The 22,445-nt window shown below is 41.9% G+C and carries 15 protein-coding genes and 2 riboswitches; of the genes, 7 read left to right on the top strand and 8 right to left on the bottom strand.

Annotation, left to right across the window (positions count from 1 at the left end; genetic code table 11):
* Window positions 1–3: 3 nt before the first annotated feature.
* A complete protein-coding gene (locus G563_RS0125380) occupies window positions 4–2,370 on the bottom strand; it encodes a TonB-dependent receptor (RefSeq protein ID WP_037328204.1) in 2,367 nt (788 codons plus the stop codon).
* Window positions 2,371–2,725: 355 nt separating this feature from the next.
* Window positions 2,726–2,858: riboswitch (cobalamin riboswitch) on the top strand.
* Window positions 2,859–2,953: 95 nt separating this feature from the next.
* Here G563_RS0125380 and metE point away from each other — a divergent pair.
* The 4 genes from metE (at window position 2,954) to G563_RS0125360 (ending at window position 9,756) form a co-directional block, all read left to right on the top strand.
* Window positions 2,954–5,263: a 5-methyltetrahydropteroyltriglutamate--homocysteine S-methyltransferase gene (metE, locus tag G563_RS0125375; protein ID WP_028667796.1), complete on the top strand. Its 2,310-nt coding sequence runs from the start codon at window positions 2,954–2,956 to the stop codon at window positions 5,261–5,263.
* A 108-nt stretch (window positions 5,264–5,371) separates the two neighbouring features.
* A complete protein-coding gene (locus tag G563_RS35875; protein ID WP_051211200.1) occupies window positions 5,372–5,884 on the top strand; it encodes a PAS domain-containing protein in 513 nt (170 codons plus the stop codon).
* A 146-nt stretch (window positions 5,885–6,030) separates the two neighbouring features.
* Complete coding sequence (locus G563_RS0125365) at window positions 6,031–8,310, top strand: TonB-dependent receptor (RefSeq protein ID WP_028667795.1); 2,280 nt, start codon at window positions 6,031–6,033, stop codon at window positions 8,308–8,310.
* A 36-nt stretch (window positions 8,311–8,346) separates the two neighbouring features.
* Window positions 8,347–9,756 (top strand): HmuY family protein, encoded by a 1,410-nt coding sequence (locus G563_RS0125360; RefSeq protein WP_028667794.1) that lies wholly within the window; start codon window positions 8,347–8,349, stop codon window positions 9,754–9,756.
* 593 nt (window positions 9,757–10,349) lie between these two features.
* Here G563_RS0125360 and G563_RS0125350 read toward each other — a convergent pair.
* The 4 genes from G563_RS0125350 to G563_RS0125335 all read right to left on the bottom strand — a co-directional run bounded on the left by G563_RS0125350 (window position 10,350) and on the right by G563_RS0125335 (window position 12,327).
* Complete coding sequence (locus G563_RS0125350) at window positions 10,350–11,066, bottom strand: hemerythrin (RefSeq protein ID WP_028667793.1); 717 nt, start codon at window positions 11,064–11,066, stop codon at window positions 10,350–10,352.
* A 71-nt stretch (window positions 11,067–11,137) separates the two neighbouring features.
* The gene (locus G563_RS0125345) at window positions 11,138–11,362 is read right to left on the bottom strand and encodes a hypothetical protein (RefSeq protein WP_028667792.1); all 225 of its coding nucleotides are present in this window, start codon (window positions 11,360–11,362) and stop codon (window positions 11,138–11,140) included.
* A 4-nt stretch (window positions 11,363–11,366) separates the two neighbouring features.
* Window positions 11,367–11,702, bottom strand: coding sequence for a hypothetical protein (locus tag G563_RS0125340; protein WP_157585603.1), 336 nt, complete (start codon window positions 11,700–11,702; stop codon window positions 11,367–11,369).
* Window positions 11,703–11,877: 175 nt separating this feature from the next.
* The gene (locus G563_RS0125335; protein WP_028667790.1) at window positions 11,878–12,327 is read right to left on the bottom strand and encodes a hypothetical protein; all 450 of its coding nucleotides are present in this window, start codon (window positions 12,325–12,327) and stop codon (window positions 11,878–11,880) included.
* A gap of 103 nt (window positions 12,328–12,430) precedes the next feature.
* Here G563_RS0125335 and G563_RS0125330 point away from each other — a divergent pair, with 103 nt between their 5' ends.
* The 3 genes from G563_RS0125330 (at window position 12,431) to G563_RS0125320 (ending at window position 17,116) form a co-directional block, all read left to right on the top strand.
* Window positions 12,431–13,642, top strand: coding sequence for a GTP-binding protein (locus G563_RS0125330; protein WP_028667789.1), 1,212 nt, complete (start codon window positions 12,431–12,433; stop codon window positions 13,640–13,642).
* Between the two features lie 150 nt (window positions 13,643–13,792).
* Window positions 13,793–14,001, top strand: a riboswitch (cobalamin riboswitch).
* 66 nt (window positions 14,002–14,067) lie between these two features.
* Entirely contained in the window at window positions 14,068–16,029 is a 1,962-nt protein-coding gene (locus tag G563_RS35870; protein WP_051211199.1) for a TonB-dependent receptor plug domain-containing protein, read from the top strand.
* Window positions 16,019–17,116: a DUF5074 domain-containing protein gene (locus G563_RS0125320; RefSeq protein ID WP_028667788.1), complete on the top strand. Its 1,098-nt coding sequence runs from the start codon at window positions 16,019–16,021 to the stop codon at window positions 17,114–17,116. The genes G563_RS35870 and G563_RS0125320 overlap by 11 nt, the downstream gene beginning before the upstream one ends.
* Before the next feature lie 126 nt (window positions 17,117–17,242).
* On the opposite strand, the gene G563_RS0125315 is transcribed toward G563_RS0125320, so the two are convergent.
* The 3 genes from G563_RS0125315 to G563_RS0125305 form a co-directional block, all read right to left on the bottom strand.
* A complete protein-coding gene (locus tag G563_RS0125315; RefSeq protein WP_037328202.1) occupies window positions 17,243–18,892 on the bottom strand; it encodes a hypothetical protein in 1,650 nt (549 codons plus the stop codon).
* A 65-nt stretch (window positions 18,893–18,957) separates the two neighbouring features.
* Window positions 18,958–21,186 (bottom strand): hypothetical protein, encoded by a 2,229-nt coding sequence (locus G563_RS0125310; RefSeq protein ID WP_028667786.1) that lies wholly within the window; start codon window positions 21,184–21,186, stop codon window positions 18,958–18,960.
* Entirely contained in the window at window positions 21,183–22,442 is a 1,260-nt protein-coding gene (locus tag G563_RS0125305) for a BatA domain-containing protein (RefSeq protein WP_028667785.1), read from the bottom strand. Before G563_RS0125305 ends, G563_RS0125310 begins: the two co-directional genes overlap by 4 nt.
* Between the last annotated feature and the right edge of the window lie 3 nt (window positions 22,443–22,445).

Here is a 22,445-nt window from a genome sequence, read left to right as displayed (position 1 = left end):
TCATCAAAATTTATAACCAATGCTGATTCTACTGTTACGCAAGGCTTCTGTTTGCCAATAGTAGGCATTCAGCCAAGTGTAAGGCGCTCCTGAGAAAAGATATTTGTTAAGTATATTATTGACATTGAGCGCGACCGAAAACTTGTTGCTTTGCCATGAAACCGCTCCATCTACGCGGAAATAATCAGGTAAGGCTTGGTTGGTACCGTCAAACACGTACCAAGACGAACGTCCTACTTGCCATTGGTATCCCAATGAAGCTCCAAATCCTTTGAGTCCACCACGTGTTGCCCGATACGACAACCAAGCGTTGTTGATGTGCTTTGTTGCGCCCGCTACCGCTACACCTACTTTCTTTTCGTCGGTATCTTTGGTCACTTTAGAATCGGTATAGGCATAGTTGAAAGTAAGATCCAATCCTTCTAAAAGCTGCCCTCTGATGTCAAACTCTACTCCTTTGGTTTTGGTTTGCCCCAACTGAATTGAGAAATTGAGGTGGTTTGGATCAGAAGTCAGTACGTTGTTTTTTGTAATTTGATACAAAGAAAGCGTAGAGTTCCAGCGTCCTCCCATCCATTCTTTTTTCAAGCCTGCTTCGGTATTGTTGCCAGTAATCGGGTCAAAAGCTTTACCCGTAAAATCAGCCCCAGCTTGTGGAATAAAAGCTTGGTCATACAATGCATAGGCCGACATACTTTTGTTGAGCGAAACGCTCACTCCTATACGAGGCGTAAACTTACTGCTTTTTACGGAGCCAGAATAGGGGTCAGCATTTTGCGCAGTAGTGTAGCGACCCGCCAAAGTCAGGCGTATTTTATCGTTTAGAAAGCGTAATTCGTCTTGCACATACAGCGCCGAATAGCTTTGATTGTAATTGACGCCTCTGCTACGTAAACTACGCGAGCGGTCAAAAACTGGTAGAGAATCAGCGGGAACTTGCCCGTACACAGGCTTATAAATATTGAAAGGCACGGTGCCATTGAGATTAAATCCTTGCGACCAATCCGCAAAATATTGTTTTTGTCCCATATCAAGCCCTGCCAAAATACGGTGAGTGATACCCCCTGTTTTTACGTCACCGTTCACAAACACTTGCCCTATTTTGTTGATTCCCAACGCATCCCAGATACTAATCCCGCGCTGCATGGTACCATCGGCATCCGTAAAAGTACTGGGCCACATACTACTTCCGATTTGATTGTAATTAAAGTAAGCCAATTGACCAGTCAGTTTCCATTGCGAATTGATTTGGTGATTTAGAATCAACAATAGGCTTTGGTCATTGATATTGGTGGGGTCTAGATTAGGTTCGGCAGTTGTGAAATTGACCGGAAGATCACCGTATGTTTTTTGTCCAAAAGCATAAGCCGAGCCAATCATCGACATTTGCATGTATTGATAGGTATATTCGGCAGTCAACGAAGTTTTGTCATTGAACTTGTATTTAATAACTGGCACAATCGAATAGCGATTGTTGTACTCAAAATCGCGATGCGAACCTTTGAACTGCCCCATTAAGTTGAGACGATACTGTAGTTTGCCGTCTTTGCTCAATAACCCGTCAAAATCAGCGGTAGCGCGGTAAGTATTGAAGCTCCCCAAGGTCATGGTTGCCTCTCCTTTTGTAATGCCCGTTGGTTTTTTGGTGACCACATTATAAAAACCACTCGGCTCACCATTGGCCATCATAAAACCTGCAGGCCCTTTTACAAATTCGATACTTTCGACCATACTCATATCTTCTGCCAAGGGTCCCCAAGGCATCTGTACATTCATTCCATTGCGAAAAGCGGCAATTTGAGAACCTCTCATGTTAAGAAGCGCGTAATTGTCCCAATGCTCTAGGCGGGTCACTCCACTTACATTGCGGGTGATACCTTCTAGCATATCAAAAATCTGCTGGTCATTGATGAGGGCCTTCGTCAATACTTGGATATTTTGGGGTGTTTCGATCAAAGGGGTCTTCAATCGCAAAGTGACCGAAGGCATATCGGCATTGTATTTATTAGGATAAGCCGACACAATCACCTCATTCAACTGACGGCTATTCTCACGTAGTACAAAATTGGCCTCGGTAGTTTGGCCATCTGTTACGGTCACATTTTGGGTTTGGGTTTCAAGGCCCACAAAACTCATCTGCAAAACATACACCCCTGGTTTGACTTTTTCGATACTAAACTCCCCTTTTTCATTGGTTACAGTCCCTTTATTGGTTCCTTTTAAGTTTACGTTTACATATTCGGCGGGCTTGCCGTCGGTGGTTGTGAGTTGGCCTTTTATCAGCCCCTTCTGCGCATATAGTTGATGTGAAATCAGCAATACAATCCCCACTTTCCATACTTTCTTTAATGATGTAGCTAATAGGTGCATATCAAACTTATTATTGTTATTTAGATTAATTACAAAGAATACCACAAAACTATACATCCAGAAAACAACAAACAAGGATTTATTTAGAAATATTATAAATAAGCAAAAACCGAATCAACTCAAAGAGCTTTAAAAGGCAAAATTTAACCTATTTTAAAAAAGATAAAAAATAAAAAAATTAATTATATTTTAAGATAAAAAATCTAAGAATTGAACATTAAAAACACATTTAATACTTTTTTTACGAATAAAATAACACATTATATCTTTTACAAAACAACACTCCATAACTTTGTGGCAGTTCTTTCAATCAATTGCCGTTTTTGGTTGTTGCCACTTAGCTTTCCAATGATTTTAGGGAATCTAAATTTTTGAGAAGTGCTGATGCAGCATTAAAAAGGAATCGTGTGTAAATCACGAGCTGACGTGCAACCGTGTGTAATCATCAGATTACGAGTCGAGACACTTGCCAAAAACGAACTGACTAGCGCTTTCACGAATTAAAGCGGCGGTCAGGCAGTGGGTAAGAAAAGAGCAATTAAGTTTTTCAACTTTTTTGTTTCACTCAAATCCTTTTACTCTTATGCTCAAAAACAACCTTGGCTATCCACGCATTGGAAGCCACCGTGAGCTCAAAAAAGCCTGTGAATCTTACTGGGCAGGCAAAATCACTCAAAATCAACTACTTGAAGTGGGTCAGCGTATCCGCCTTCAGCATTGGCAGATTCAGCAAGCAGCAGGAATCGATTTGATTCCTTCCAACGACTTTTCGTTTTATGACCATGTACTTGATATGAGTTTAAGCCTAGGGGCAATCCCAGAGCGGTACCAAGCTATTTTGGCGGCCAATACCCACAACAGCACCCTTGACCTCTATTTTGCGATGGCTAGAGGCTATCAAAAAAACAATCTCGACATCAAGGCCATGGAAATGACAAAGTGGTTTGACACCAATTACCACTATATTGTCCCTGAGTTTACGCAAGACCAAACGTTTGCCCTTTCTTCCGAAAAAATATTCAATGAATTTGAAGAAGCACTTAAAGCAGGGATTCTGACAAAGCCTGTCCTGTTGGGCCCTGTCACCTATCTTCTGCTTGGCAAAGAAAAAGAAGCTGGTTTTCATCGATTAGACTTACTTCCTCGCCTATTACCAGTCTATTTTAAAATACTCGACCGTCTCCAAAAAGCAGGAGCGGTTTGGATTCAGTTTGATGAGCCTTGTTTGGTGTTAGATTTGAGCTACAAAGAAAAGGAAGCCTTACGCACCGTCTACGACGCTATTCGTCAACGTTTCCCCCAACTCAAATCACTGCTCACAACTTACTTTGATGGGCTGCGCGACAATATTCTTACCGTTAGCAATTTGCCCGTTTGTGCCCTGCACGTAGATTTGGTAAGATTTCCAAGCCAATTTGATGATCTTTTGACGGCCCTGCGCGAGCCAATGTCGTTGTCGTTGGGTATTATCGACGGGCGTAATATTTGGAAAAATGACTATGCCCAATCGCTCCTTTTTATAAAGAAAGCAGTTTCAAAGCTCGGTGCACATCGTATCATGATTGCTCCTTCATGCTCTTTACTGCACGTCCCTTGTGATCTCGAACTCGAAAAAGATGAAAGTCAACTTCCTGCCGAAATCAAACAATGGATGGCTTTTGCCAAGCAAAAACTCAATGAAGTCAAGGATCTTTACACAATATTTCAGACCAATGATGAGACCTTGCTTGTACCAAATCAGGAGGCTATTAAACAACGTCAAGTATCCCCGCTCATACACAAGCCCCAAGTCAAACAACGCCTAGCGGCACTTGCTCCTAGTGATACAGTACGAAAAAGCAATTTTGAGATAAGGCAGCAAATACAAAAATCCCTGCTCAATCTCCCGTTGTTTCCGACCACTACCATCGGCTCTTTTCCTCAAACAGACGATGTAAGGCAACTAAGAGCGCGGTTCAAAAAAGGGGAGCTTACCTCGGCTGATTATGAAAAAGAAATAGAAAAACACCTCCAAAAAGCCATCTCGTGGCAAGAAGCTTTGGGGTTGGATGTGCTGGTACACGGCGAATTTGAACGCAACGACATGGTCGAATATTTTGGCGAAATGCTCGAAGGCTACGTCTTCACTCAAAATGGTTGGGTACAAAGCTACGGCTCCCGTTGCGTCAAACCTCCGATTTTGTATGGTGATATCGACCGCCCCCAACCCATGACGGTCAAATGGGCTACCTATGCACAATCTCTTACCTCACGCTATGTGAAAGGAATGCTCACCGGCCCTATTACACTGTTACAATGGTCTTTTGTACGCGACGATCAGCCGCGAAGTACTACTATGTTTCAGCTTGCCTTGGCCATCCGTGATGAAGTATCAGATTTGGAAACCGCAGGAATCAAAATCATTCAAATCGATGAAGCAGCGCTACGGGAGGGATTACCGCTACGCAGGAGTGATTGGAAAACCTACCTCGACAATGCAGTCAAAGCCTTTCGTATCGCCTCTTCGTCGGTAGATGACCAAACGCAGGTACATACTCATATGTGCTACTCCGAATTCAACGATATCATAGATAGTATCTCGGCAATGGATGCTGATGTGATAACGATCGAAACTTCACGTTCACAAATGGAACTCCTAGATGCTTTTAAGGTTTTTGCTTATCCCAACGAAATCGGGCCAGGGGTGTATGATATTCATAGCCCCCGCGTACCTACTGTTGAAGAAATGGTGGCCTTGCTCGAAAAAGCATTGCTAGTACTTCCTGCCAAAAACCTTTGGGTTAACCCAGACTGCGGCCTCAAAACTAGAAAGTGGCCCGAAACTGAACTATCCCTCAAAAACATGGTACAAGCCGCCCAATCGCTAAGGGTCAGTGTTGCCCAAAAAGTATAGTATAAGCAGCATCTCAAGCATTATCAAAAAGGCTTGGGATGCTTTTTTTATATTTTTTTTAAACAAAAAAGTAGCACGTTTTGTATTATTTCCAAAACTAACTGTGCTATGTTTACTCTTCCCTCAAGGCGTTCCTTCCATGAATTTCAGCCAACTACCAAGGCAGCTCCACTGCTCTGTTGGGATGTGGCTCATCCTTCTTTATCCAAAAAACAACAAATTGCAGAAGATATCTTACAGCTAGAGCAACTACAACGCCAACATCGTTGGCAGCTACCTTTTAGTTTTAGGTATTTGTTGAGCAATAACTTCACGCTTGTCATTACCGATTTAGAAAAACACATCTTGTGGGCAAGCCAAAATTTTGAAAAAATGACAGGCTATCATTTGGAGGAAGCCTTAGGACAAACTCCTAGTTTTTTACAAGGCCCTGATACAAGTGTTAAAAGTAGAATAATGGTAAGAGATAAGTTAGCCTCATGGTCAGAAACAGAAACCAAACTCCTTAATTATCGAAAAAATGGTGAGCCTTATTGGTGTCAAATCAAGATTCATCCCTTACAAAACCACGAAGGCGTGTTTACCCATTTCATAGCTATCGAAAAAGAAGTAGATTCATAGAAATCTCTCTCACCTTCTACTTTTACTTTAGATCTATGTTTTTTTATTAATTTAGATTTTGTCTAAATTAATTCTTGCGTTTTTGATTACCCTACTTTACCTTTGTCAATTATTTAGAAATAGTCTAAATACATTATAATAATGACATGGTAAAGTATTTACATTTATTCGGAATCATAATAATCCTTGGAATACATACTACTTCCACAGCTCAGCTGCCATTGAGCGAAATCAAAGGGGTAGTAATGTTGGAAGAAAATTTGCCTGCCGCCGCCGCAGTTGTACGCCTCAAATCTACTACGCGGGTAGCCGTAGCCAACGAAAAAGGCGAATATTCATTTTCAAATGTTCCCTTAGGAAATTATCAACTTGAGTTTTCAATGATTGGATATCAACCTGTCAATCAGCCAATTGAAGTAAAATACAAAATCCACACCATACCTACCCTTACCCTAAAAACCCAACAAAACCAGCTCAATGAAGTAGTAGTGACGGGTCAATACGAACCTCAATCTCTCAGAAAATCAGTTTACCAAGTAAGGATTATCAATAGTGAGCGAATTCAGCAAAGAGGCGCTACCAATATCCTGGGAGTACTCAACAATGAGCTAGGTTTTCGGTTTTCGAACGACATGGTACTTGGCACTACGGATGTACAATTGATGGGGATGAGCGGTCGCAACGTCAAAATTTTGCTTGATGGTATTCCCCTTACAGACCGAGGCGACACCCGTGAAAGCCTCAGCCAAATTGATATTAATAATATCGAACGCATTGAGATTGTAGAAGGCCCTATGTCGGTTTCGTATGGTTCTGATGCTTTAGCGGGTGTCATCAATGTGATTACTAAAAAATCAGAAACTCAACGTATTTGGATCAATGCCCGTGCGCAAGAAGAAACCGTCAATCAATCTTATCGTCTGTTGCACAACGAAGGCCTTCACAATCATAGTATTGCGGCAGGTTGGCAAAAAAAGGGTTGGGGAATTTCGGCAGGTGTGACCAACAACGATTTTGGGGGATGGCAAGGCACTTCTACCGAACGCTCCAAAGATTGGCTCCCCAAAGACCAATTGCTCGGCAATATCAAAATAGGCTATACGGGCAAAAAATGGAATATTTGGTATCGATTAGATGCTCTTAACGAAACCATCCTCAACGAAGGCAATATAAACATTAACACGCAACAAGCGCGTGATCAGAAATTTATAACCCAACGCTACATGCACCAGCTCCAAGGAGATTGGCGTATCAGCGAGCGTTTGCAGATCAATTCGCAACTTTCATATACCGATTATCAGCGGCGTACCCAGACCTCAATTATTGATTTTCGAACTGGGAAACGTACCCTTTCTTTAGGACAAGGCGAGCAAGATATATCGACCTTCGACACCAAAACCCTAAGACTAACAGCTCAGTATAAGCTAAGCTCGGTGGTGTCTCTTCAACCGGGCATTGACGCTACGCTGGATGCAACGGCAGGGCCTCGTATCTTGGGTACACCTACTATCAACGACTTTGCTTTTTTTATTTCATCCTCTATCACTCCCACTCCTAAAATAAGTATTCGACCTGGCTTACGATTCATTAAAAATTCAGTGTATGATGCCCCCCCCGTGATTCCGTCGCTCAATACCAAATTTACACTGAGTGACCACATCGACCTTCGCTTTGCTTATGCACGAGGTTTCCGCTCTCCGGCATTGCGTGAATTATATTTTAACTTTTTTGATGCCAGTCACTCCATCAAAGGCAATCCCAACCTGAAAGCCGAATACTCCAACAGCTTCAATGGCTCGGTAGCGTGGCAATCAAAAACCAAAGGCAATGGTCAATTCAAGAGCACATTAGGATTTTTTTACAATGAATTTAGAAACTTAATCAATTATGGTGTGGACCCCAATGAGCCTACAGTCTCTATGACAATTAATATCGATAAGTTTAAGACCACCGGCCTTACGTTTGAAAATACATTTGTGCGTTCACGTCTACAAGCTACGCTGGGCTTTAGCTACATTGGACGCTACAATTCACTGGTTGAGGACGATGCCAGTCTTGCTACTTTTTTGTGGTCTCCTGAAGTGAATTCAAACATCACTTACGATATTCCCAAAATCAACACCAAGGTCAATCTCTTTTATAAATACACGGGCAAACGACCCAGTTATACTTCTACCCTTTCTTCATCAGGAACTCCCAACGTCAAACTGGCCGAAGTCGCTGATTTTCACTGGGCAGATTTTACCCTTAGCAAACCCATCACTAAATACCTGACCCTCAACGGAGGCGTCAAAAACATACTCAATGTAACTCGACTTACCAACACTGCCACCGATTCGGGAAGTGCTCACGGAGGAGGCAGCTTTGTACCGATGAGTTATGGACGGTCTTATTTTTTAGGTCTTAATGCCCGCTGGAGCCACTAATCTTAACATTCCACTCTTTATTTAAAATTAATTTTTATGAACAAGTTTCTTTCTTTTGTTTTTACCCTTGTATTCCTGGGAGTTGTCAGTTCGTGTAAAGAAGAGGAACCACCTCTACCCGACAATCTAGTTGTATTTGAAAGCGCCGAACAAGGTTTAGATGCTAATACCAAAACCCTTACGGTAAAGCTCAAACTAACGCGTGCTACGGATGTTGCCATTCCTATTTCAGTACAAATCACTCCTACGGGTCTTACCTATGGCACTGAGTTTACCACTGCTCCGGCTGCTTCCAACAATACGATTTCGCTCACTATTCCGGCACAAAGCAGCGAAGCTTCGTTTCAATTAAGCAAAACCGACAATGTATTTTTGAGCGGAACTGAGTCTATTACTTTCAAAATTGCGTCGGCAACAAGCCCCATTTTGATTGGAGACGTATCACAGCTTACGGTCAAATTCTCCTCCATTGTGTCATCTGGTAGTAATGGCAACTTCACTTTGAATGGCCTCATAGGAGCAGAAAGTGGTGCCAGTGCTGGCAACGCCGTCTATGTTGATTTTAGCAACAACCAAGCATATCCAGTAGCTCGCTCAAGTTGGGATTTAGGATTTTTCTCAGGAAGCGACTTCCGAGTTATCCTCAACAATACCACTAGTGCAGGGGCAAAAGTATTGACCAAAACTAGCCTTGCGGAGGTGGTAGCAGCCGATACGGTTGGGCTTACTTTGGCGATAAATCAAGCAGCACCTTCTCCTAGCGACTTTGCCTATTTCGACGACATAGCCGGAGACCTTTCGAAGACGGCAATTCCGACAGTATCGGCTACCGAAGCCGACAACAAAGTCATTATCATCAATCGAGGTACTGGTGGGGGTATTGCGGCTCGGGCCTGGAAAAAAATCAGAATACTCAGAAATGCTTCGGGAGGCTATACTTTGCAGTATGCCAACATCAACGAAACTACTTTCAAAACCATCGATATTGCCAAAGATGACACTTACAACTTTAAGTACGTTTCATTTGATAAAGGAGCGGTAGAGGTAGAACCAAAGAAAAAAACATGGGATATCCAATGGACTTATTCGGTGTTTACGTTTGCCTTCGGCGGAAGTGACGTCCCTTACAATTTCTCTGATTTGGTATCAATCAACTACCTCGGTGGTGTAGAAGTAGCCGAAGTCCTGACTAGCACTGTTTCGTATGATAATTATGGCGAGGCGAATATCGCTAGTAGCACCTTCTCCAAAAATCGTTGGGCCATTGGAAGCAACTGGCGTACTGCTACAAGTGGAGCCACCGTAGGGGTGAAAACAGACCGCTTTTACATCATCAAAGACCCCAATGGAAATTATTATAAACTTAAGTTTATTAGTTTCCACCCAAGCGAAGGAGGTACGAGAGGACGCCCAATCATCGACTACAAACTCGTAAAAAAAGCATAACCCTAAACCCTTTACCATTAACACCTGTGGAGCGTATTTTCCACAGGTTTTTTTATGAAAAACACTAAAAAGTTTCGTATTTAATCAAAAAATACACCAACTAGAATATTTAACACCGTTAGAAAATTAACAATATTTACTCGCTCAAAGTAAGCATATACACACTAACAAATTGATTTACTGAAATATAAGCAACTATGAAGGTATTTATAGTAGTGGCATTTTAGCTTAAAGCGTAAAAAGTAAGTTGCTCACCTGAATATTAACAAAACCCCCTGTCCATAAATAGAGAAAGTGCAACAATAGTCTCATTCATACTCAAACAACGAAATTGTTTTATCGAGTAATCAAACACTACGTGCACTTCTACTTTTCAACTGAATCTAAACTGATTTTAGATTTTCTTACCTGAGTTATTGTTTACGCTTTGAGACATATAGAGATAGCCATAAAGGATGTATTTGTCTGTAGCAATTGGTACCATTGATTTGCAAAATCAAGTACTAATTGCTACAATTTTTATGCCTAATAATCACCTTCAATTTACCATTAGAAGTGGTTGTTAAGACGCCCAAAACTCCCAAACTTGAGAGTTATCCATGGAGTTTTTTCTCAAGCTCTAGCGCCATTGGAACCAATACATGGTCTTCAATGATAGCATGTTTACGAAGCTCCATCTCAAACAATTCGACTTGATTAAGAAAAATCTTGTAGGGCAATGGCATCGATTGGTTACCTGAATATTTCCTAATCAATTCGCTTACTTCTTGCAGCTCATCTTCAATAGGTGAGTGAGCTTCCATAAATTTAGAAAGACTGAAGGCGGCCTTTAGGGGAGCTACGCTTGTGTCCTCTTGTGCCTTTTGGGAAATTTGAATCAGGGTAGAGATATAAGGAAAAAGCTCTTTTTCTTCCATCCGAATATGCTCAATCAATTTGGTTTTATAATCATTGAAGAAATAGGCCAAACTCGCCAACAATTGGTGACTTTGGCCATATTTACTAAAGATATGCACCAATGATTGCTCTATTTCGGGGAGTTTTTTAGTGAGGTAATATCGATGCGTAGCTTGCAAATAATTTAGGATTTCTGTAATCGAAAATTTCTGCATTTTCTCAAAGGGAAAATCTTCATCATTGTTGTACAAATCCAAGATAAGCTCAATCAGCTCTGGATTCATATCAATACTAGGATTTACTTCTTGCCGGCCTTTTTCGGAATATATCCCAGCTGTAGAACCGCCATCAAAACGTTCTAAAACTAGTTGATATACTTTTGCAGAGTCAATAAATTCATTAAGAGCAGCCATGTTTTTTAAGATTGGGTTTTCAGCAAACATATCTATTATTGTATCTTAAAAATATGACCTATATCATGCCTTTATTGAGGTTGCTGGACCTCTTCACACCATATCCCCTCTTGCCTAAGCACTTCCATTACTTCGTCGGGCCTTAATTCATCAGATTTAATAGTCAACAAATGATGCTGGGCCATTAAATCTACACTAAACTGACAATACCGCCCTCGTAAACCCTCTAGCCCACAAGCCGCTTTTTGAAGCCGAAATGGACAGTCGATGTTGGTACGAAAGCACAACGATTTCATAGGTTTAATTTTTGGGAAGTGAAGAAATCATTTTTTCAAGCTGCAATTTGGCATGCGCAAAATCCAACAATTCGCCCAACTGCTGCAAGTCATTCAGTGATAGTGTCATACAGGTGGATTCGGACATCTGCCAAAATGGAATCGTTCGGACTTTGGGATCCATCACAATCAAAGAATGATATTCATGACAACTATGGACATCCGTCAACAACTTGTAAAACTCATTTACCGTACGACTGACCGTCATGATGCCAAATCCTATCGTAATACGCTTACAATGAACGCATTGAATAACATATCCTATCTTAGAGTCTAAGTGAAGTGTTCGATATTCGCACATAATTTTAAGTTTTTGAGATTAAAGCGGTATGTAATGAACTTGATAAGGTTAGTAAAAGCAATTTATTTTTATTTAGAACAATTATAAATAATTGCAAACATAAGCCTTATTTAGATTCATTCAAAACAATTGACTTATTTTTTTAACATACCCCCTCTCCCATTCTAAGCCTTTTTCAATCGGCTAAAGTGGCTTCGTCCAAATTGAAATTAAGTTCATAGAGATTGTTTGCATTGAGGCGCAAACGTCCACAAAATGTTATTTTTTCATCTGTTTTGAAGCGGCGATGTTTTCCCTTGAAATTGAGCATGATGATAGTTTCGGGGCCTGCCAATCCACAAAAAAAGCACTGCGCCATCGGCCATTTAGAAAGCACATAGTAGTTGCCTTCGGTATCGACAGGAATCACGTATCCATGAATACTTACTTGCTTGCCATTGAGCTGCATCACATTTTTACCAAAGGTGGGATACAAATAATAATCCCCTACTTCAAGGCTAAACTTCTTTTTGTACTTGACATCCTTTAAAGCCTCCCAAGTAATCACAGAATGGGTCTCGCATCTCTGACCAATCCCGTTCAACACTGGACTCAGTCCAAGCATTGCCCATAGTAGTATTTTCATTTTTTAAAGGTTTTTATTTTTGCAACAATGTTGCAAAAAAGGCAAATCAAGTTCATATTTGCAACATCATTGCAAAAACATTTAAAACTCCAATAGACGAACCATGAACCCTAAGAAACTGCCCGTAACGGTATTAAGTGGATTTTTGGGAGCGGGTAAAACCACCCTTCTCAATCATATTTTGCACAACAAAGAAGGCTTAAAAGTAGCCGTGATTGTCAACGACATGAGTGAGGTCAACATTGATGCCCAACTCGTAGAACGCGAAAATACCCTTTCGCGCACTGAAGAAAAACTCGTAGAAATGTCAAACGGCTGTATCTGCTGCACCTTACGCGAAGACTTGATGATAGAAGTAGAAAAATTAGCCAAGAAAAAACGCTTTGACTATCTCCTTATCGAATCTACGGGTATCTCTGAACCTATTCCTGTAGCACAAACATTTACCTTCAAAGACGAAGAAAACGGAATCGACCTTTCGCGTTTTGCCCAAATCGACTGCATGGTGACCGTCGTAGATGCCTATAATTTTGCGCAAGATTTTGGTTCTGTAGATACCCTCCAAACTAGAGAACTCAACGAAGACCCCAAAGACCATCGGACGATTGTCAATTTGCTGACTGACCAAATTGAGTTTGCCGACATTATCATTCTCAACAAAACTGATTTGGTAACGAAGGCCGCCTTGGGAGAACTTAAAGCAATCATTCATTCGCTCAATCCCATTGCCCAAATCATCGAGTCAAGTTTTGGAAAAGTGGCCCCTTCCCGAATCCTCAATACGGGTCTTTTTGATTATGATAAGGCCGAGCAATCGGCGGGCTGGATTCAAGAGCTTGAAAATCAAAAGAATGGAATTGCTCACACGCCCGAAACCGAAGAGTACGGGATTAGTTCGTTTGTATTTCGCGACCGACGTCCTTTTCATCCGGAGCGTTTTTGGAATTATCTATCGAATGAATGGCACGCGGGTATCATCCGTTCAAAAGGACTTTTTTGGATTGCATCACGCCCCGACGAAGCCCTCAACTGGAGTCAAGCGGGAGGCTCTCTGCGCGCCGAAAGTGCTGGCGTATGGTGGGCGAGCATGCCTTTTGACCAAAGGATTCGTTATATGGCTTACATCGACAATCGGTCTTTGATTGAATCTCGTTGGGACAAACGTTTCGGTGACCGTCAAAACGAATTGGTAATCATTGGCCAAGATCTTAATAAAGAAGTCATTATCTTCGAACTCAACGCTTGTATATGCACCGAAGAAGAAATCAAAAAAATGGAAGCTAATCAGAAGTTTTTTGATCCTTTTCCATGTTAGTTTTTTCTAACCAACAAGATTTAAGTGCTTGTGCACAGTCAATTGTTATTCGTTAACTGTGCCTAAGCACTTAGAAAGATACCGAGCAACCTTTACTTCTCGGTGGTTTTATTTTTTTAAAAGCGTTTGACAAGCGCAAACTTTTCGTTTACCTTTGCCGCAGTTTTTGGTGCCTGATGCTCGTCTCAGCACGAGCCGAATGGCTTAAAAGGGAATCCCGTGAAAATCGGGAACTGTTCCCGCAACTGTAAGTTTCTAATGGTTGTTGCGCACCTCTTAGTCACTGTTCTAATCAAAAGAATGGGAAGACATGCGACAATGAAACAAGTCAGGAGACCTGCCAAATATCATTCTTAGTGAAGCTTTACGGGTAATGAAGCGTCATTGAGCGTTCGATTTTTTTATTCACTTTCAATCACAATACCTTGATAAACAAACTTCTACGGTTTGTCGATTTCAAGACTTTAGGTATACTTTTAGGAGTAGTAGTACACAGCTATGCTCAAAAAGAACAAAGTCTTTGTGAAGTCACCGTGCGGGGAGTTCGTCCCGAACGCTTTATGGTAGGGCAAAAAGTGCAAGACATCGACTCCACTCAACTGACTCGTTTTCGTTATAGCACATTAGCAGATTTCCTCCAATTCCAGAGTCCTGTGGCGTTTAAAAGTTACGGGCCAGGGCAAGCCACAAGCATTGCTTTTCGAGGAACTTCGGCCAATCATACGGCAGTACTTTGGAATGGCATCAACATCAATGCACCCTCTTTAGGCCAAAGTGATTTTTCGACCATTCCACTTGCAGGTTTTGACCAGATGAGCATTCAATATGGCGCTGCCGCAAGTTGCGTAGGCACCGATGCCGTAGGGGGAAGTATTCAGCTGCGCTCAGTTCCCGAATTCCGAAACACTGGACTTCAACTCCTCACTGCACTTAGGGCTGAAAGTTCTGAAAACTACAGTGCACAAATAGGTTTTCGTTTTAACCGTAGCTTGAGCGATTATTGGAAATTTTCGGGCAAAACCATGCTCTATGGAAGTGTTTTCAACAACCGATTTAGTGCCGAACCTCGTCGCAATCGACAAGGAGATACGTACAACTTTGAACCTACCCAAACTACCCAAAAAGGAATTGTCCAAGATTTGTATTGGCAACATTACAAGGGGAATTTATTAACGCTAAATATCTGGCTGACCGACAACAACCTCACCATTCAACCCCAACAACCACCGCTGCAAGAAGTAACACGTACGCAAGCTTACCGGGTGTTGGGGTCTTATCAACTTGGTAAAACCTTGATTAGAACGGGTTTTATCCGTGACCTTATTGATTATAGTAAAGGTGAAAATGCAGTACCAAGCCATACCCAAATCGATAGGTTCATTTTGCGTACTGAGCATGATTTTTCGTGGATTCGGGATTGTGAAAAAGGAACCAATCTAAAAGTAGGTGCCGAAGTAGTGCATTACAACGCCCACGTGGATGGCTATGGAAATGAAGCAATTCGTGAAAATAGAGCCGATTTTTATGCGCTGCTACGACATCAGTTTTCGGCAAAACTTAGTACATCACTCAACCTGCGCCAAGCGTTGGTCACTCGTTTTAGTCCTCCTTTTACTCCTTCAGCAGGGGTAGAATACACCGCAATGACATTCAAAAATGCCAAAATAATCCTAAACGGCAATGCTTCATTGAGTTACCGTGTGCCTACCCTCAATGAGCGTTATTGGGTCAATCTCGGTAATCCAGACCTACGTCCCGAAAAGGGTTTTAACAAGGAACTAGGCATTAGTTGGAAACAAAGATTAGCTCCCAACAATCAAATGCAGTTGACAATCACCGGTTTTCATAATTTAATAGACGATTGGACATACTGGAATCCCGACCGTAATTATCGCGTCGAAAACCTACAGCAAGTATTGTCGAAAGGAATTGAAATCACTTGGAATCTCAAAGCTCAATGGGCTAAAACTCAGATTGATGCCTTGCTCAATTATGGACTCACCCACTCTTCCCAACAAAAAACCTACGGGCCTTATACCCAAGATTTTATCGGGAAGCAGCTTATCTATGTACCTCGTCATGCTTTGGGAAGTACCATCAGTGCTACCCGTGGCAAAGCGTCGCTCACGATTCAGCAGCAATTCAACTCCAAGCGCTACGTCACCTTCGATCATTCGGGGCGCCCTTTTGCTCCTTATTATCTACTCAATGCCATCTTCAATTATCAAATACACAAACGAAACTTGCGTACTGATATAGCCCTCCAAGGCAGTAATCTCACCAATACTGTTTATCCTAATCTTAAGAAAAATGCCATGCCATTGCGGACGGTATCACTCAATGTTGTTCTTTATTTTCAATCAAAAAAACAATCCAATGAATCGTAATTCTTTACTTTTTGCTAGCGTATTTGTAATCGGGTTTTCGGCTTGTAGTACTTCTGAGCCAGAACCTGCCCAACCCTACGACAACGGAGTGTTGGTCATCAACGCTGGTAATTTCCTAGACAACAACGGCTCCATTTCACTCTTACAACGCAACTCAACGACGGGTTCTTATGATATTTTCCAAAAAGAAAACAGCCGTTCGTTGGCGGGTGGCTTGAGCGGATACGCCGAAGTCAATGACAAAGGGGTGATTTTGGTCGATAATTCCACCGCAGGAAAAGACCTCATCGAAATCGTAAATGCCCGTACTTTCAAGAGCCTCACTACCATTCCTTCTACCGACATCGAAAATCCTAGGGCGGTAGTCAAAGCAAGCGATACCAAGGCGTATGTCACTTGCTGGGATGCTACGGGCGACTATTCAAATTTCTACAAAAACCCTGGCTATGTAGCCGTTATTGACGCAACCACTAATAAGTTATCAAAAAAAATCCCCGTACAAAACGGTGCTGAAACCATCGTAGTGGTAGGCAACGAAGCTTTTGTGGGCAATACTGGTAGCGGCAAAACGCAAGTATCGGTCATTGATATAACCACCGATGCCGTAAAACAGCAAGTAGAAGTAGGTCGGAACCCTCATATTATCGGTCTTGATGCCAACAATAAACTTTGGCTCTATGCCGGAAGCGAATTGGTGAAATTTAATCCACAAACCAAAACCGCCGAAACCCGCCTAAAAATCACGTCTTCCAATGCCTCTAAGTCGCCAAGCTCGTTTGTATTGAGTGCTGATAAAAAAACGATTTATTATACCTATTCTTTCTACGATGCCGCCGATGACTACAAGCAAAAAGGGGAAACTTACAGTTTCTCTATTGACGCCACCACAATCGCCGCCGACAAGCCTTTCATCAATCGTCTTTTTTCGGGAGGTTTAGGGGTTGACCCACAAACAGGCACAATTTATGCAGGGTTAGTTCCTTCCTTCAAACAAGCAGGTTATGTGATTCGCTATCAACCCAATGGCACGCTCGTGGATTCGGTAAAAGCCGAAATTGCTCCTAGTAAATTTTTCTTTAAAAATTAACATTCACCTATCTACAGCCGTTTCTATGCCCCGCGTCTAAAAACGCGGGGTTATTTTTTATTACTAAACTTTCCAAGTTACAATAACGGGTTTCTTCAAACTTGGAAAGAGTTGTTGGAAAGTCTTCTAAAAACGGGTTGGTATTTTGGGTTCTATCCACAACATACTGAGGCACAGCACTATCAGCACAGCCCATGCCCAATCAGGCCATTGAGCCCTTAAATCTTGATGAGTGTTTTTGGAAGAAGATAATTTGCTCACTTTATGAGCTTCCAGAAGTTCTGTTATTTGTTTTGTCTTGCCAAGACCCTCGTTTTCAGTTTCTACATATATCTGTAATGAATCTTGAAAAGGTTGCCAACCCGTATCTCTAAAAACATACGACAGGGTAGCCGTTTGAGGATTCACATTAGAGGGATTTACCTGCGCAGTATCATTAGCTAGCGACACACTCGGTTGATTCCATTGATTAAGAACAAAACTCGCTTTGGTATCTTTCCAAATGGGCGCTTCCATTGCTATATTTCCTTTCAACGCAGGAGCTAATTGTTGAAAAACCCCCGCCCAAATCTTCTCATAGGTCAAGGTATCCCCACTGAGTTTGAGGGGAAAAGTTTCGTTCAATAAACTAACACCCACCCGCCCTACGGCTTTTTGGACGGCAATAGGAAACCCTTCCACTTTTTTCTGATTCATACGTTTGACCAGCTCAAAGGGAAGTACCGTCATTCCTTTTTCAAGTGGCAAAAGTTCGGCATTGGATATTTTTCGGACAGACCATTGCGTACCTAACATTTGATTGATACCCTTCAATTCGGATTCGGGTTGGGTCAAGCTATAAAATAACACGCTTCTGCCTTCACTTATATTTTTTTTCACCAAGGAATGTGACGCATTGCTTGGGTCGGTGATGACAATATCAGGTACAAAGGTCTTTTGGTTGGCCGCATTGTTGATAGCAATGGTGCTTTGGGTATTTTTGGCTACGGTGGTCAATACCTCTACCCTACTTCCATTTTTTTTACCAAGCCACTCAGCCAGCGTTTTACTCTCAAAATCAGGACTTTGTAAAATAAAATAAACACTTAGAGGACTAGGCTTACGGGTATAAAAAGCGATATTTTTGAGCAATTGGTTGTTTAGCAGCAGCTGAGTATGCGTACGTCCTATCGCAAAAGCAGGGAATCGTAAACGAAACTTTTGAAATCCTTTTTCCAAAACAACACTGTCTAATACTTGCTGCCCATAAACGATTTTAAGCACTGCCGCCTCCGAAAGTTCCAACGCACCCGCGACTTCTTGAAATTCATTTTTACGGAGTATTCCTCTCCATTTTATTGTTTGTAAACTATCCTTTGCAAAAAAAGGAAGCCATTTCCAGTCATTATGAGAGAGTTGACTTACCAATTCTCCGTCAAAACTTTGCCCTAAAAGATAGATTTCTCCCAGATGTTTGGAAAAATTGGGGTCTTGAGCAAGGCGTTTAGCAAAGTCTTTTTGGGGAAAAGTTTCAGTAATCTGCAAACTATCTTTGTTTTTTTGAATTACCGTTTGGGGTAGTTTTTCTCCCACCACCAACACCCGATTTGTGTTGCTCCTAATCGTCCATTGGGGATTTGCGACCCATCCTACCAATACCAGCCAAAGCAGCCCATTCAAACCTATTCGAAGCCAAAAACGAAATTTTGGTACATTTTTTTGGCGCCATATCAGCCCTACTTGCACCGCAAGCAAAACCACTAAAGCTCCATATATCAACCAATCCAATAGTATCATACAAATAAATCCAACATCGATTAAGAAATTTCAGAATTCAAGGAGGGTTCGTTGCGCTTTAGCACTTATTTCAAATGCTGCCAAAAAGCTTTTTCAAGTTTTTTCTCGCTCGAAAAAGAAGTATTAGAGGCGGCATTTTTAGCCGGCAAGCTTTGCGACACAAGTCCGTGTAGCTTTGTTTTTAAAGCTACTTTTTCGTCAGTAGAAAGAGGTCGGTTACTTGCGAGCTTTTGCAACGCGCTCAAAACAGCCCAATTCGACATTCCACTGTTGATGGCTTTAGGAGTCAGATAATTGCTCAATTCTAACACTTTAAGCCTTTGCCAAGAGGTTAATTTTTCAGCATTGCTTTGTGTCTCGATTATCCCCATTACTTCCGCTATCAACATAGCTGCTTGCTGAGAAGTATAGTTTTTTTGACTCCGATACGCCTCGTTATAGTTTTTCAATTCTCCCGTCATTCGTTTCTCTTTTTCCTTAATGGGAGGTGGGTCAAAACTCGTTTTTTTAGCAAAAGTGCGCGCTTTTTGTTGCGCCGATTTCAGGTACTCCAAGGCTTTTTTCTCAAAAGGAAGGGCTTTTTGTGGCTCGTACAGCCGCAGATGCAACTCCGACTGCCACATTTGTTCCAACGCCATTTTCAGCAACGACCGAGTCGATTGTTCATAAAAAGTATAGGCTTCGCCATCATCATGCGAGTGGACATATTCTTCCAAAATCGCCGCTACGGGGTCTTTTTCTCCGTCATCTTTTTTGCCTTCGCCGTGGGAGTGGCCCTCGTGCGAATGCCCGCCGCCCGACTCGCCACCTTCGCCTTGGTCATGGGCGTGTACAAACCCATGCAGCAGCGCAAATCCTACGACCGCATCCCCTTGGTCATCTTTGGGCAGGGCATTGCCTCCTCCAATAGACGTTTCAAATTCTTCGCCGAGGTATTGTCCATAACGCAGTCGCAACGCTTTCTGGTCAAAACCAATTTCGTTGGAAGTGCTATTGAATTCTTTCGTCGAGATTTTTTTCTGTTTCGCAATGAGCTTTTCGGTATCAATGATGATTTGGCGCTGACTTCTAAAATACTCAGGCAGGATGTTCATGGCCATCGTGGCAAGTTCGGCCTCTTCTACTTTTGCGGTATCCTTATACACTACAAAATAAGTGTCTGATTTTGAGAAGTTAGGTTCAGGGCGTTTGTTGTCGATAGCTGCCCAATAATAATATAATTCGTCGCCGGGCGCAAAATTCAATGCCTTTAAATCGATACGTTGGGAGATATTGGCTTCTTTAAAATTGGCTTGTGCAATCGGAAATTTCACCTCCCTAAACTTCACATTTTCTCCCGACCCTCGCGCCACCGTCGCCACAATAAACGCCTGATTCACTTTAAAATCATCCGAGATTTTGGCTCCAATTTGTATTACCTTGGGGTCTTTCAGAAAATGATATTGATACAATTCCTTGGAAGTAGGCTCAATTTTGGGGGCTAAATCAGGCACTGCTTCCAAACGATAAAAGTCTGATTGATAGATCAATGAATCTTTCCAGTAAGCTTTGATGCCATACAAGCCCGAATTGTAAAGTTGGTCAGTATATTCAAATTGCTCGCCTATCTGCTTAAAGCGCAGTTCTTCGTTTCGATTGTTGGTCAGTGTAACTCTCACTTTTTCTGATTGGCTCCATTTCAATTCCCACTTAAGTTTAGAGCCACTGACTGCGGAGGCATTCAGGTCGGTGGTAGTTTGGGAAGGCAGCTGCGTGTAAGCAGGAGGAGTCACGGTCAAAGTCGCTGATACAAAACTAGGCACATTGAGAGGCTGACTTTCAGAAGTTTGAAGTTGGGTAGCCGAACCAAAAGCTTCAAGGGCTTTTTCTTTTTTCAAAAAAGGAACTCCATAATAAAGCCCACCCGCTACCGCAACCCCCAACATATAAAGTCCGATTCTCTCCAAGGCCAAAAAAGGTAATTTTTGTCCCCGAATTTTTTCCCCTAATCTTTCCAACTGAAGCTGCTCGGCGATGTTGGGATTTTGCACTTCGAGCAGGTCGAGGCTGTATTCTGTATCACTTAGATGATGGTGAATATACCTAATGGCTCTCGTTTTTTGGTTTTGGAATAGACCTGTATAATAGGCCCCTACGCCAAAAGCCAACAAAGCACCCACGACAGCAATGGCCATCGAAGAAGTCATAAGGGATGAAAGCAAGAAAAAAGCGAAGGCCAGTAAAACGCATTTCAACAATGCGTTGGCATATAGCTGATACATCGCTTGCCTGATGATATGCTGAAGTTGATTCATGCTTTTTTTGTAATGGATAACCAACGTTCAATAATAAGTATCAATACCAACAACCATAAAATTGATTTTGAAAACCCACCTTCGGCTGATTTTTGCCGAAGTGCTTGATTTTCTTTTGACCTAACTTTAAAAATCGACTGAAGTTGCTTGGGACTCCGCAAAGCCGTCGAACGAGTCAATCCAAAGCCTCTTACTAGACACTCCCCTAACCATTCGGGAAGTTGGCCGTTATAAACCATTTCAGAGGTTTGAGGAGTCAGGCGTTCGGTTAGATAAATTACTTCTCCAAAACGCTCTTGATTCAGCTCCGAAAAAGAACCTGCGGCATTACCTAATACAAAACAGAGCGTTTGGGGCGTAAAAGCCGCTTGATTTTGAAGCAAGGATGTTTTGTCTGTCAAAACCATATCGTATTTTTTGGAAGTTTGTAGGTGTTCGTCCACCAAAAACTCGATCTGATATACGTCTTTCAACGATTTAAAAGCAGCCTTAATCGTCTGACGTTCAAGGCTATCTTTGGTATCCAACAAAACTTCAATCACTCCTTGATGAACCGCTGTATTCGCAAATTTTAGGTTTGATGGTAATACATCCCCCACCGTCAATAATTGCGCCTTGTTTACGAAAACCTTTTTATTATTAGTTAAAGAAAGGTAATTTTGAGGCAACTTTTGCGAAGAATCTACCACCGAATGTAACGCAACAGGACTTGAGGTGTAAATGGTAGAAACATCGCCAAAGGTGGCATCAGTGGTCATATAAAGCTCATATTGTGTGCCTTTTTCGGTACTATGGAGGGCATCCACTTCATTAAGGAAAGTTTGCAGTACCAAAGCGTCAAAGTCTGAGACCGTGGGTATTGCAGCAAGATTTTCGAGCGGAGCGGGTACATTGCTTATCCAATATACCTTTTCTCCTTTTTGAAGAGCGCCTTCTATTTCAAATCGAAAGTTATTTACTACCCACTCACTAGGTTGTACCAGATGAATTTTAGAATGATTGCTAGAGGTAGCGGTATTTTTTAATATAGGTTTTGCCAAATAAAACGCCAGTACTAACACCAACAAACACCGCAACAAAAGCAATAAAATATTGTCCAAACGAATACCCTTCGCTGGTTGCAGGTCTTTTTCGGTAAGCCATTGAGTGGCAGCCCAAGGCAACAGTTTTCCCTTTTTTTGGTGCCAAAAATGCAGGGCAATCGGAATCGCTACAGCCAAAGCACTCCACAACATCAAAGGGTTTAAAAATTCCATCTT

Origin of the sequence: Runella zeae DSM 19591 (assembly GCF_000423565.1) — a bacterium.
Lineage (GTDB): Bacteria > Bacteroidota > Bacteroidia > Cytophagales > Spirosomataceae > Runella > Runella zeae.
The sequence above is the reverse complement of the archived record's forward strand: the minus strand, read 5'-3'. Positions and strand labels throughout refer to the sequence as shown.

Excerpts from the sequence above, each read along its gene's own strand:
- G563_RS0125310 (WP_028667786.1), bottom strand. The coding sequence starts at position 21,186 with ATGAATCAACTTCAGCATATCATCAGGCAAGCGATGTATCAGCTATAT.
- G563_RS0125360 (WP_028667794.1), top strand. The coding sequence starts at position 8,347 with ATGAACAAGTTTCTTTCTTTTGTTTTTACCCTTGTATTCCTGGGAGTT.
- G563_RS35875 (WP_051211200.1), top strand. The coding sequence starts at position 5,372 with ATGTTTACTCTTCCCTCAAGGCGTTCCTTCCATGAATTTCAGCCAACT.
- G563_RS0125315 (WP_037328202.1), bottom strand. The coding sequence starts at position 18,892 with ATGATACTATTGGATTGGTTGATATATGGAGCTTTAGTGGTTTTGCTT.
- G563_RS0125330 (WP_028667789.1), top strand. The coding sequence starts at position 12,431 with ATGAACCCTAAGAAACTGCCCGTAACGGTATTAAGTGGATTTTTGGGA.
- G563_RS0125320 (WP_028667788.1), top strand. The coding sequence starts at position 16,019 with ATGAATCGTAATTCTTTACTTTTTGCTAGCGTATTTGTAATCGGGTTT.
- G563_RS0125340 (WP_157585603.1), bottom strand. The coding sequence starts at position 11,702 with ATGTGCGAATATCGAACACTTCACTTAGACTCTAAGATAGGATATGTT.
- G563_RS0125305 (WP_028667785.1), bottom strand. The coding sequence starts at position 22,442 with ATGGAATTTTTAAACCCTTTGATGTTGTGGAGTGCTTTGGCTGTAGCG.
- metE (WP_028667796.1), top strand. The coding sequence starts at position 2,954 with ATGCTCAAAAACAACCTTGGCTATCCACGCATTGGAAGCCACCGTGAG.
- G563_RS0125350 (WP_028667793.1), bottom strand. The coding sequence starts at position 11,066 with ATGGCTGCTCTTAATGAATTTATTGACTCTGCAAAAGTATATCAACTA.
- G563_RS0125345 (WP_028667792.1), bottom strand. The coding sequence starts at position 11,362 with ATGAAATCGTTGTGCTTTCGTACCAACATCGACTGTCCATTTCGGCTT.
- G563_RS0125365 (WP_028667795.1), top strand. The coding sequence starts at position 6,031 with ATGGTAAAGTATTTACATTTATTCGGAATCATAATAATCCTTGGAATA.
- G563_RS0125335 (WP_028667790.1), bottom strand. The coding sequence starts at position 12,327 with ATGAAAATACTACTATGGGCAATGCTTGGACTGAGTCCAGTGTTGAAC.
- G563_RS0125380 (WP_037328204.1), bottom strand. The coding sequence starts at position 2,370 with ATGCACCTATTAGCTACATCATTAAAGAAAGTATGGAAAGTGGGGATT.